The sequence below is a fragment of the Bacillus sp. AMCV2 genome, from assembly GCF_056033925.1.
In genome coordinates, this window is the sequence record NZ_JBVYIB010000002.1 from 1,688,084 (window position 1) to 1,699,792 (window position 11,709).

16 protein-coding genes are annotated in these 11,709 nt (G+C 40.9%); all 16 read left to right on the top strand.

Features of this window, described 5'->3' with window-relative positions; genetic code table 11:
* The first annotated feature begins 9 nt into the window (after positions 1 to 9).
* Genes fliG through fliQ form a run of 16 tightly spaced genes read left to right on the top strand, consistent with a single transcriptional unit; the run spans position 10 to position 11,703 of the window.
* Positions 10 to 1,026: a flagellar motor switch protein FliG gene (gene fliG / locus AC0OMA_RS08910; protein WP_003231981.1), complete on the top strand. Its 1,017-nt coding sequence runs from the start codon at positions 10 to 12 to the stop codon at positions 1,024 to 1,026.
* Positions 1,019 to 1,771, top strand: coding sequence for a flagellar assembly protein FliH (fliH, locus tag AC0OMA_RS08915; protein WP_474222047.1), 753 nt, complete (start codon positions 1,019 to 1,021; stop codon positions 1,769 to 1,771). The genes fliG and fliH overlap by 8 nt, the downstream gene beginning before the upstream one ends.
* Entirely contained in the window at positions 1,768 to 3,084 is a 1,317-nt protein-coding gene (fliI, locus tag AC0OMA_RS08920) for a flagellar protein export ATPase FliI (protein WP_015483225.1), read from the top strand. Before fliH ends, fliI begins: the two co-directional genes overlap by 4 nt.
* Before the next feature lie 2 nt (positions 3,085 to 3,086).
* Entirely contained in the window at positions 3,087 to 3,530 is a 444-nt protein-coding gene (gene fliJ, locus AC0OMA_RS08925; protein ID WP_003231977.1) for a flagellar export protein FliJ, read from the top strand.
* Between the two features lie 11 nt (positions 3,531 to 3,541).
* Positions 3,542 to 4,156, top strand: coding sequence for a MotE family protein (locus tag AC0OMA_RS08930; protein ID WP_015483226.1), 615 nt, complete (start codon positions 3,542 to 3,544; stop codon positions 4,154 to 4,156).
* A gap of 12 nt (positions 4,157 to 4,168) precedes the next feature.
* Positions 4,169 to 5,632 carry a flagellar hook-length control protein FliK gene (locus AC0OMA_RS08935; protein WP_015383662.1) on the top strand — a complete coding sequence of 488 codons (1,464 nt, stop codon included), beginning with the start codon at positions 4,169 to 4,171 and terminating at the stop codon, positions 5,630 to 5,632.
* A complete protein-coding gene (gene flgD, locus AC0OMA_RS08940; protein WP_015383663.1) occupies positions 5,629 to 6,051 on the top strand; it encodes a flagellar hook assembly protein FlgD in 423 nt (140 codons plus the stop codon). The genes AC0OMA_RS08935 and flgD overlap by 4 nt, the downstream gene beginning before the upstream one ends.
* A 21-nt stretch (positions 6,052 to 6,072) precedes the next feature.
* Positions 6,073 to 6,867: a flagellar basal body rod protein FlgG gene (gene flgG / locus AC0OMA_RS08945; RefSeq protein ID WP_181219163.1), complete on the top strand. Its 795-nt coding sequence runs from the start codon at positions 6,073 to 6,075 to the stop codon at positions 6,865 to 6,867.
* A gap of 39 nt (positions 6,868 to 6,906) precedes the next feature.
* Positions 6,907 to 7,122, top strand: a complete 216-nt coding sequence (swrD, locus tag AC0OMA_RS08950; RefSeq protein ID WP_015383665.1) for a swarming motility protein SwrD — start codon at positions 6,907 to 6,909, stop codon at positions 7,120 to 7,122.
* Complete coding sequence (fliL, locus tag AC0OMA_RS08955) at positions 7,119 to 7,541, top strand: flagellar basal body-associated protein FliL (protein WP_015383666.1); 423 nt, start codon at positions 7,119 to 7,121, stop codon at positions 7,539 to 7,541. Before swrD ends, fliL begins: the two co-directional genes overlap by 4 nt.
* A 33-nt stretch (positions 7,542 to 7,574) precedes the next feature.
* Positions 7,575 to 8,573 carry a flagellar motor switch protein FliM gene (gene fliM / locus AC0OMA_RS08960; protein ID WP_003220879.1) on the top strand — a complete coding sequence of 333 codons (999 nt, stop codon included), beginning with the start codon at positions 7,575 to 7,577 and terminating at the stop codon, positions 8,571 to 8,573.
* On the top strand, positions 8,563 to 9,699 hold the full coding sequence (fliY, locus tag AC0OMA_RS08965) for a flagellar motor switch phosphatase FliY (protein WP_474222048.1): 1,137 nt from the start codon (positions 8,563 to 8,565) through the stop codon (positions 9,697 to 9,699). Before fliM ends, fliY begins: the two co-directional genes overlap by 11 nt.
* A gap of 25 nt (positions 9,700 to 9,724) precedes the next feature.
* A complete protein-coding gene (gene cheY, locus AC0OMA_RS08970) occupies positions 9,725 to 10,087 on the top strand; it encodes a chemotaxis protein CheY (protein WP_014476812.1) in 363 nt (120 codons plus the stop codon).
* A gap of 14 nt (positions 10,088 to 10,101) precedes the next feature.
* Positions 10,102 to 10,761: a flagella biosynthesis regulatory protein FliZ gene (gene fliZ / locus AC0OMA_RS08975; protein WP_327844407.1), complete on the top strand. Its 660-nt coding sequence runs from the start codon at positions 10,102 to 10,104 to the stop codon at positions 10,759 to 10,761.
* Positions 10,754 to 11,419: a flagellar type III secretion system pore protein FliP gene (gene fliP / locus AC0OMA_RS08980; protein ID WP_003245692.1), complete on the top strand. Its 666-nt coding sequence runs from the start codon at positions 10,754 to 10,756 to the stop codon at positions 11,417 to 11,419. The genes fliZ and fliP overlap by 8 nt, the downstream gene beginning before the upstream one ends.
* 14 nt (positions 11,420 to 11,433) lie before the next feature.
* The gene (gene fliQ / locus AC0OMA_RS08985; RefSeq protein WP_003220888.1) at positions 11,434 to 11,703 is read left to right on the top strand and encodes a flagellar biosynthesis protein FliQ; all 270 of its coding nucleotides are present in this window, start codon (positions 11,434 to 11,436) and stop codon (positions 11,701 to 11,703) included.
* Positions 11,704 to 11,709: the final 6 nt, after the last annotated feature.

Below are 11,709 nucleotides of genomic sequence, written 5' to 3' on the forward strand. Positions count from 1 at the left end.
GAATTAGAAATGGCGAGACGTGATCAAGATAAGCTTACAGGAAAACAAAAAGCAGCCATTCTCATGATTTCCTTGGGGTTAGATGTGTCAGCTTCTGTCTATAAGCACTTAACCGATGAAGAAATTGAAAGGCTTACTCTGGAAATATCAGGTGTTCGAAGCGTCGATCATCAAAAAAAGGATGAAATCATAGAAGAATTTCATAATATAGCCATTGCGCAAGATTATATTTCTCAAGGCGGTTTAAGCTATGCAAGACAAGTTCTGGAAAAGGCGCTTGGAGAGGATAAGGCGGAGAACATTCTAAACAGGCTGACTTCTTCTTTGCAGGTTAAACCATTTGATTTTGCCAGAAAAGCGGAGCCTGAACAAATTTTGAATTTTATCCAGCAAGAGCATCCGCAGACGATGGCGTTAATCTTGTCTTATTTAGATCCTGTGCAGGCCGGGCAAATTTTATCCGAGCTGAATCCTGAAGTACAGGCTGAGGTTGCGAGAAGAATCGCGGTCATGGATAGAACGTCTCCAGAAATAATTAATGAGGTAGAACGGATTCTGGAACAAAAATTATCTTCTGCATTTACTCAGGATTATACACAAACAGGCGGAATTGAAGCTGTTGTGGAAGTGTTAAACGGGGTAGACAGAGGGACAGAGAAGACGATCTTGGATTCATTGGAAATTCAGGATCCCGATCTTGCTGAAGAGATTAAAAAGCGGATGTTTGTCTTCGAAGATATTGTCACACTTGATAACCGTGCCATTCAGAGAGTCATTCGCGATGTTGAGAACGACGATTTGCTCCTTTCATTAAAGGTTGCAAGCGAGGAAGTCAAAGAAATTGTATTCAACAATATGTCACAGCGTATGGTTGAAACCTTCAAAGAAGAAATGGAATTTATGGGCCCTGTACGCTTGAAAGATGTAGAAGAAGCTCAATCGAGAATTGTAAGCATCGTCAGAAAGCTTGAAGAAGCCGGTGAAATTGTGATAGCAAGAGGCGGAGGGGATGATATTATTGTCTAATATCATTAAACAAGAATCATCTATTTCTCCACAAAAGGAAAAAAGAAAACTTTCTATACAAGAGGTGCGTATTGATCATTCTCACCTTTTGCAGGCTGAAGAGAACCCGGAGGCGCTTATGGCCCGAGTGAAAGAGGAAGCTGACCGGATTTCTGAGCAGGCAAACAGTCATATAGAAAATATTCGCCGTCAAATTGAGCAGGAGAAAAACGATTGGGCGGCTGAAAAACAGAAGCTTATTGAGGAAGCTAAAGCCGAGGGGTTTGAACAAGGAGTAGCATTGGGCAAAGCTGAGGCAATGCAACAGTATGCCGAACTGATCGGCCAAGCGAACAGAATTACTGAAATGTCCAGAAAAGCTGTTGAGGACAAGCTTGAAGACGCTAATGAAGAAATCGTTGAGCTTGCCGTTGCCCTAGCAAAAAAAGTTTGGCAGCAAAAGTCTGATGATAAAGAGGCTTTCCTCCTGCTTGTACAACAGGTTATAAACGAAGTGAAGGAATATGACGATATATCAATTTATGTTGATCCATATTACTATGAGACAATCTTTCAGCAAAAAAATGAAATCCAGCAGCTTCTTTATAAAGAATGCCGGCTTGGCATATATGCTGATGAAAAAGCTCAAAAAGGAACCTGTTATATTGAAACTCCTTTTGGCAGGGTAGATGCGAGTATTGACACACAATTGATGCAATTGAAAGATAAACTTCTGACAGCGCTGGAAGCGGGTGCAGCTGAATGAAGACACAGAGTCTGATAGATTGTATAGAAATGACAGACTCGTATAAACGGTACGGAAAAGTCAAGCGGGTAATCGGCCTGATGATTGAATCAAAAGGGCCTGCAAGCTCAATTGGCGACGTGTGCCTGATTTATGCAAAAGGACAATCTGGGAAAGTCATTAAAGCTGAGGTAGTCGGCTTCCAGGAAGAAAATATTTTGCTTATGCCTTATTTAGAGGCTGCGAGCATTGCACCTGGCAGCATTGTAGAAGCTACTGGGGAATCACTTCGGGTTAAAGTTGGAGCCGGACTGATCGGACAAGTCATCGATGCTTTTGGAGAACCGCTTGACGGAAAACTTCTGCCGAAAGGGCTTTCGCCTGTATCGACTGAGCAATCACCGCCCAACCCGATGAAACGGCCGCCTATCCGTGAAAAGATGGGTGTTGGAGTCAGATCAATTGACAGCTTGCTGACAGTCGGTAAAGGCCAGCGGATTGGAATTTTTGCAGGAAGCGGTGTCGGAAAAAGCACCTTAATGGGGATGATCGCCAAGCAGACAGAGGCTGACTTAAACGTCATTGCACTTGTCGGAGAACGCGGACGAGAGGTTCGGGAGTTTATTGAAAAAGATCTTGGGAAAGAGGGGCTGAAACGATCGATTGTAGTCGTTGCCACCTCAGACCAGCCAGCATTAATGAGATTGAAAGCGGCATATACAGCGACTGCAATTGCCGAGTATTTCCGAGATAAAGGCCAAAATGTCATGTTTATGATGGATTCTGTTACAAGGGTGGCAATGGCGCAGCGAGAGATTGGACTGGCTGCCGGAGAGCCTCCGACGACAAAAGGCTATACACCTTCAGTGTTCGCTATTTTACCTCGTTTACTAGAACGAACAGGTGCAAACGAGCATGGAACCATTACGGCATTTTATACAGTGTTGGTAGACGGGGATGATATGAATGAGCCGATTGCCGATACTGTACGCGGAATTTTAGACGGACATATTGTGTTGGACAGGGCGCTTGCCAATAAAGGCCAGTTTCCTGCAGTTAACGTACTAAAAAGCATCAGCAGGGTGATGTCAAACATATCAACAAAACAGCACATGGATGCGGCAAATAAATTCCGTGAACTTTTATCAACATATCAAAATTCGGAAGATCTCATTAATATCGGAGCTTATAAAAGAGGATCCTCAAGAGAAATTGATGAAGCGATACAATTTTATCCGCAGCTTATTCAATTTTTAAAGCAGGAAACAGACGAATCGGCTTTATTGGAAGAAAGCATTGCTGCATTAACTAGTTTGACAGGAAATGAGGAATAAACGTGGCTTATCAATTTAGATTCCAAAAGCTGCTGGAACTAAAAGAAAATGAAAAAGACCAATCCTTATCCGAGTATCAGCAATCAGTTTCTGAATTTGAAAACGTTGCTGAAAAATTATATGAGAATATGAGCAAAAAAGAATTGCTGGAACAAAATAAGGAAAAGAAATTAAAAAGCGGCATGAGTGTACAAGAAATGAGGCACTACCAACAATTTGTCTCAAATCTTGATAATACGATCTATCACTATCAAAAGCTTGTCATTATGAAAAGAAATCAAATGAATCAAAAACAAGAAATTTTGACAGAGAAAAACATTGAAGTGAAAAAGTTTGAAAAAATGCGTGAAAAACAGTTTAAAATGTTTGCTCTTGAAGATAAAGCTGCAGAAATGAAAGAAATGGACGATATTTCGATTAAGCAGTTTATGATTCAAGGCCATTAGGAGCGAATGTAATGTCCGGCAAAAAGAAAGAATCAGGTAAGTTCCGTTCGGTTTTGCTTATCATTATCCTCCCGCTGATGTTTCTATTAATCGCAGGGGGGATTGTTCTTTGGGCTGCTGGTATCGATGTCTTAAAGCCGATACAGGATGCTGCGGCAAAAACGCCGGTTCTTAAAGAATTGGTCCCTGAAACCGAAAATAAAAAAGGTGCAGCATCAAGTAAGGATAGCAGTAATACGGCAGCTCTGGAAAAGACCATTAAGGATCAAAAAAGTGAAATCAGTATATTGAATAAAGATTTAGAAACAAGTAAATCAGAAATCGATAGGCTCAATCAAAAGATCCGTTCACTTGAAAAGACGGCTGAGGATCAAAAAAAGTCATCAGAAGATCATACTGAAGGATCAGCAGACTCGAAAGCTTCTTCAAAAAATGACAAAGTGATCAGTGTGTACAAAAGCATGGACAGCGGAAAGGCTGCTAAAATTATTGCCCAATTAAAGGAGCAAGAAGCACTGAAAATATTGAATGGCCTAAGCAAAAAGCAGCTTGCTGACATATTGGCGAAAATGACTCCTGAGCAAGCAGCAACCTATACAGAAAAAATTGCTGCCAGCCAAGAATAGGGGGAATGAAAGGTGAAGCTGCTTGAATTAGCCGGACCTTTGCTGCAAACCACAACGGGTTCTGCCGCTAAAAACATGAAAAGTAGCCAGGGAGTTTTTCAAAACTGGCTTATGTCTGAGGCTGGATTGAAGGAACTTTCAGAACAAGGAAAGGGTACTCCTAATTCCGAAGATCAGCTTTTAGCAGATGCGCTTAAAAAGATCGGTGAATGGCTAAATGCAAATCCTGAAGACCAAGACAAACAAAATGCGGATCTTTTGCAAACATTAAGCAAACTGACAGGGAAGCAATTGGATGCGAATGCTCTGCAAATGTTGCAAAATCTTTTGCAAGCAGTTGAATCAAAAATGTCAGGCGGGACGGATCAATTGCTCACAGAAACGGAGAAAATCTTTTCAGAAGCTAAAACGGCTCTGAGTGCCAATGATTCTGCTACTGACATTAATGGAGCACTGAAGTCTGATACAGAGCAATCAAATCAGGAAAATGAAGTATCCGAGCCTGCTAAAGAGCTTATCTATATCCAGATGTTCATTAGCCAGCTCGTAGAAGGGAATAAGCTGACTGATCGCGGGAATGGCAATGAAGCTCATGCCATTTACCAAAATGGAGATCAATTCCTTTCTGCATTAGAAAAGAAGGGTGTATCTCAACAACTAATTCAGGATCTTAAACAGCAAATATTCACTAAAGCTGAGTCAAGTTCAAAACTTTACTCCATGACAGCGTCAGAGCTGAAAAGTTTTCAAAGCTTAATGGATCAAATGTCTATGCTTCCTCAAAAAGGGACTAAAGAATGGAGTTTAGCTGAAAGCCAGCTGAAAGCCTTCTTGTTATCGAAATCATCCGAATCATCACAAGACTTTGGGAAGCGTGTTCTCACACCGCTCTCGCAGAGTTCATCCAGCAAAAATGCATCGGATGTTTCTGGAAGTATTCAGCCTGTAGATAGTAAATCAGGACTCCAAATGCTGTTTTCGGGGTATCGGGGCATAGGAGGAGTTCAAACACTTGATCTACAGCAGATGTCATCTGATATACCAAATGCCGAAACAAAAACGGTGGCTGATCAAGTGATTAATGCGTGGAAGCAGATGAAATATACGCCTTTCGGCAGATCGACGGGAAGCTTCACTATTCGGCTGAACCCTGAACATTTAGGATTTGTCACAATCAAGCTGACAAATGAAAATGGAATGTTTCAGAGTAAAATCATTGCATCTAGTCAATCAGCAAAAGAATTGCTTGAACAGCACCTTCCTCAGCTGAAGCAATCATTGCCGAATATGGCCGTCCAAATTGACCGTTTTACTCTTCCAGTCCAAAGCGGGGATCAGCCGGTATACGGCCAGCTTGCTGATGAACAGAAACAGCAGCAAGAGGGGCAGAGACAGCAAAGGCAGAAAAAGCAATCAAATGATTTTGGCGATCTGCTCGATGAAGTGTCGATGGTTGAAATGGAGGAAGAAGAATGACTTCTATAAGTTCAGAATATAAACTGCCTGAAAAAACGAATACTGTGTCGACGAACAACAGCAGCTTGGGGAAAGATGAGTTTTTAAAAATATTAATGACTCAAGTCCAAAACCAAGATCCGCTCAATCCGGTTGATGATAAAGAATTTATCAGCCAGATGGCAACTTTTTCAAGTTTGGAGCAAATGATGAATCTGAATACGACAATGACTCAATTTGTCGAAAAACAAGATCCGTTTACAACGTATGTTGATTGGATGGGAAAAGAAGTATCTTGGACTGATGGTAAAAGTGCAACAGATAAAACAGGCACAGTAAGCTCTGTTAAACATTTTAAAGGAAATTATTATCTCGTTCTTGATGATGGGACCGAGATCAGTCCTGCGAATGTCATGTCTGTGGGACAATCATCTAAATAAAAACATCTGGGGGAATATATTATGTTACGTTCACTTTATTCTGGAATCAGCGGTATGAAAAACTTTCAAACAAAGCTTGACGTAATCGGTAACAACATTGCCAACGTGAATACAGTAGGATTCAAAAAAAGCCGTGTGACCTTTAAAGATATGGTAAGCCAAACGATTGCCGGCGGTTCTGCGGCTGGTGCAACTATCGGCGGTACGAACTCTAAGCAGATCGGTTTAGGTTCATCATCTGGCACAATTGATACAATTCATTCAACAAGCGCGACACAAAGTACAGGAAGAACACTTGATTTAGCAATTGACGGCGACGGTTACTTCCGAATTGATACAGGTGACGGGACAGCTTATACAAGAGCAGGGAACTTCTATTTAGATAATACCGGAACACTGGTTACCGGTGATGGCTATCATGTGTTAAATATGACTGGTGGAACAATTAAAATCCCTCTTGATGCACAAAGCTTCAGCATTGGTTCTGATGGAAAGGTCTCAATTGTTGATGCTGACGGGAAAACACAAGACGGGGGACAAATCGGGATTGTTACTTTTGCCAACAGTGACGGTTTGGATAAAATCGGAAGCAACTTATACCGTGAGTCTTTAAACTCTGGGACTGCCAGTGTAGCCAACCAGCCTGGTGATGGCGGTACAGGTTCCCTTAAATCAGGTTTTCTCGAAATGTCTAACGTTGATTTAACTGACGAATTTACTGAAATGATTGTTGCCCAGCGTGGATTCCAATCAAACTCGAAAATTATTACAACATCTGATGAAATCCTTCAAGAACTGGTTAACCTTAAACGTTAAGGAGGGAGGGGAGGCGAGTAATCGCTTCTCCGCTGTTTTATGATTAAAGTAACCCGTTTGAATGGGCAGCCCTTTACACTGAATGCGCTGTTTATTGAACAGATTGAATGCTTTCCGGATACTACAATCACTCTGTCAAATGGTAAGAAGTTTGTAGTAAAAGAAGATGAAGAAGCTGTTCTGGAAAAGATCGCATCTTTCTACCGAAAAATACAAATATTTGCAATGGATCAAGGAATAGAGGAACCGGAATGAAGAAAAAGTTAATGATCATCTTACTAATTATTCTTATCGTAATTGGTGCTCTCGGGGCGGCGGCTTATTTTGTTTTAGGCGGAAAGTCCGAAAAAAGTGAAGCGAAAAAAAGTATTGATGAAATCGTTGCGTCTTCTGTTGATGTAGAAGAGATCACAACAAATTTAAAGTCTGATAACATTATCCGTCTTGCTATTAAACTTGAAACTGATTCTGATAAATCAAAAGAAGAACTTGAGAAACGTGATTTCCAAGTGAAAGACGCTGTTATATCACTGCTGGCTGATACGAATGCTGATCAGATTGAGGGAGACAAGGGAAAAGAAACCTTTAAGAAGGAACTAAAAGATAAAATAAATAGCTACCTCCAAAAAGGAAAAGTAGAAAAAGTGTATATTACCTCCTTTAATCTGCAATAAAGCATAATTTGACAGAATACGGAGGTGAGGAAAATGTCAGGAGAAGTTCTCTCCCAAAATGAAATAGATGCACTGCTTTCTGCAATATCAACTGGTGAAATGGACGCTGAAGAGCTGAAAAAAGAAGAAAAAGAGAAGAAAGTCAAGGTTTATGATTTCAAACGTGCGCTGCGGTTTTCTAAGGATCAGATCCGCAGTTTAACGAGAATTCATGACAATTTTGCAAGACTTCTTACCACTCATTTTTCTGCTCAGCTCAGAACCTATATTCACATATCTGTCAGTTCTGTTGATCAGGTTCCGTATGAGGAATTTATCAGATCGATTCCAAACATGACGATTCTAAATCTATTTGATGTTCATCCGATGGAAGGCAGAATTATGATGGAGGTCAACCCCACGATAGCTTATACGATGATGGATCGAGTCATGGGCGGGATTGGAATCAGTCATAACAAGGTTGACAGTTTGACAGAAATTGAAACAAAAATCATTTCTAATTTATTTGAAAATGCACTGGGTAATTATAAAGAAGCTTGGCAGTCAATTGCTGATATTGAACCGGAAATGACTGAGTTTGAAGTGAATCCGCAATTTGTTCAGATGGTATCTCCTAATGAAACAGTCGTGGTGATCTCGCTCAATACTCAAATTGGTGAAATCAGCGGTGTCATTAATCTCTGTATCCCGCATATCGTACTCGAGCCGCTCATACCGAAGCTTTCAGTCCACTATTGGATGCAATCAGACCGAAATGAGCCAAAGCCTGAGGAAACAAAGTCGCTTGAAAAACGTATCATGACAGCACAAATACCTGTCGTGGCCGAGCTCGGCACATCTGAACTGACGATAGAAGAGTTTTTAAGTTTAGAAGTCGGAGACTGCATAACTTTGGACAAATCAGTCACGGATCCTCTTACTGTATTGGTCGGAGATAAGCCGAAATTTTTAGGACAAGCCGGCCGGGTGAATCGAAAACAGGCAGTGCAAATTTTAGATCACGACATAAGAGGTGAACAAGATGGAGAATAATAGATTATCTCAAGATGAGATTGACGCGCTTCTTAACGGTACTGGCAGCACGCTTGATGAGCCAGAGGTTCCGGAAGTAGATGATTTATCGGAAATGGAGCGTGATGCGATCGGTGAAATCGGTAATATTTCATTCGGCAGTTCTGCGACAGCACTGTCAACGCTTTTAAATCAAAAGGTCGATATTACGACTCCAAGCGTAACGGTCATTCCAAGAAGTAAAATCAGCGATGCGTTTCCTGAACCGTATGTAGCGATTGAAGTGAATTATACGGAGGGCTTCAGCGGGAGCAACCTGTTAGTCGTGGAACAAAGTGACGCGGCGATCATTGCTGACTTAATGATCGGGGGAGACGGAAAAGGTGCGGACTCTTCACTGGGTGAAATCCATCTAAGTGCGGTTCAAGAAGCAATGAACCAAATGATGGGATCGGCTGCCACATCAATGTCTACTGTATTCAGTAAAAAAATTGATATTTCACCTCCTCGGGTTGAATTGCTGGATGTTACTGAAGAAAAGGGTACAGACCGTATTCCTGATGATGAAATGCTGGTGAAAGTTTCTTTCAACTTAAAGGTGGGAGAATTAATAGACTCCAGCATTATGCAGCTTTACCCATTGACATTTGCGAAAGATTTAATTTCAAGCCTTATGAACTCAGAAAGTGCAGAGGAAGAAGAAACGGTGCAGCCTGAAGTTACATACGAACAGCCGAAAGAGCCTGTGACGCCAGAGCCGCGTATTGAACCGAAGCAACAGCAGCAGCCGCCAAAAAGGCAGGGAACAGCAAAAAAAGCAGCGCCAGTTCAGGTTTCACCGGTGGAATTTTCAGCGTTTGATCCAAACGAAGCTGTACAAGCCCCTATTCATAATCTGGATATGCTTTTGGATATCCCGCTTTCGATTACTGTTGAGCTTGGCAGAACGAAGAGAAGCGTAAAAGAGATTTTAGAGCTTTCTGCCGGAAGTATTATCGAGCTTGATAAATTAGCCGGTGAGCCTGTAGATATTTTAGTTAATCAGCGTATCGTTGCCAAAGGCGAGGTCGTTGTCATTGAAGAAAACTTCGGAGTGAGAGTCACTGACATTTTAAGCCAGGCAGAGCGCATTAATAATTTAAAATAACGAAACACAAGGAGAGAGATAGATTATGGCACATAGAATTTTAATTGTAGATGACGCAGCATTTATGCGAATGATGATTAAAGATATTTTGGTTAAAAATGGTTTTGAAGTTGTAGCGGAAGCTGAAAATGGAGCACAAGCGGTAGAGAAATATAAAGAGCATTCACCTGACCTTGTTACTATGGATATCACGATGCCAGAAATGGATGGTATTACAGCATTAAAAGAAATTAAACAAATTGATGCGCAGGCAAGAATCATCATGTGTTCTGCTATGGGACAGCAATCAATGGTTATTGATGCCATTCAGGCCGGCGCTAAGGATTTCATTGTGAAACCTTTCCAGGCTGACCGTGTGCTTGAAGCAATCAACAAAACATTAAGTTAAAGGGTGTACGACTGTTGAAAAAGAGTCAATATTTTATCGTTTTTATTTGTTTTTTCGTTTTATTCAGTGTACATCCGATTGCTGCTGCCGCGGCAGACTCTGATAATTCAACTGTAAACGAATGGTTTCAAAAGAAAGATGAAAAAACTGCAGATAAGTCAGAGCAAAAGAAAGAAAAAACAACAAAAACTGCTGATGAGACGGAGGGAGCAGCTGCTCCTTCTGTCTCAGCTTTTGATTTTGTAAAGATGATTTTGGCTTTACTGTTTGTTATCGTGCTGATTTACGGGCTGGTTAAGCTCATGAACAAAAGAAATCGGCTCCTAAAGCCTTTTCAATATGTTGAAAATATTGGCGGCACATCGGTCGGCCAGAACAGATCCATACAATTGATCAAGGTCGGGAAAAGTGTGCTCGTCGTCGGTGTAGGAGAGACGATCCAGCTGCTGAAAGAAATTGAGGATGAAAAAGAGATTGAAGTCATTCTCAGTCAGCATGAAGAGGCAATGTCAAGCAAAATAGAGTGGCAAAAGTTTGTGAAGCCGCTTAAGAGTTCTGAACATCAGCCGCAGCAAAAACTGCCTTCATTTTCAAAAGCATTAAAAGAGCAACTTGAAGAGTTAAAACAAAACCGTTCTGAAGGAAAGAAGAAAGGCCCACGTCATCATGAATGAGTTTATAAATATTTTCAGTTCAAGCGATCCGGAAAACGTAAGTTCAACTGTTAAATTACTATTATTGTTAACTGTATTTTCAGTGGCGCCTGGAATATTGATTCTTATGACTTGTTTTACTCGCATCGTCATTGTTCTGTCATTTGTCAGAACTTCACTTGCGACGCAATCTATGCCCCCAAACCAGGTTCTTATCGGGCTTGCGCTGTTTTTAACATTTTTTATTATGGCTCCTACTTTTTCAGAAATTAATAAAGAAGCGCTGACCCCATTAATGGACAACAAAATCAGCTTGGATGAAGCGTATACGAAAGCTGAGGAACCGATTAAAGAATTTATGAGTAAACACACAAGACAGAAGGATCTGGCGCTGTTTATGAATTACGCGAAAATGGATAAACCTGAATCATTAAAGGATATTCCGTTAACAACAATGGTTCCGGCTTTTGCCATATCGGAGCTTAAAACAGCATTTCAAATAGGTTTTATGATTTTTATCCCTTTTTTAATTATAGATATGGTAGTGGCGAGCGTCTTGATGTCAATGGGAATGATGATGCTGCCTCCAGTTATGATTTCTCTGCCCTTTAAAATATTACTTTTTGTTTTGGTAGACGGCTGGTATTTAATTGTGAAATCTTTGCTTCAGAGCTTTTAGGGTAGGTGCTAAACGTGAGTTCAGAATTTGTAATTTCTATGGCGGAAAAAGCCGTATACGTAACGCTGATGATCAGCGGGCCATTATTGGCTATTGCTTTACTGGTCGGTTTAATTGTCAGCATATTTCAGGCGACAACTCAAATCCAGGAACAGACTTTGGCGTTTATTCCGAAAATCGTGGCGGTTCTCCTGGCTCTCATTTTTTTTGGTCCGTGGATGCTGTCGACGATTCTTTCATTTACAACAGAGCTGTTTTCTAATTTAAATCGTTTTGCAGGGTAATGTAGA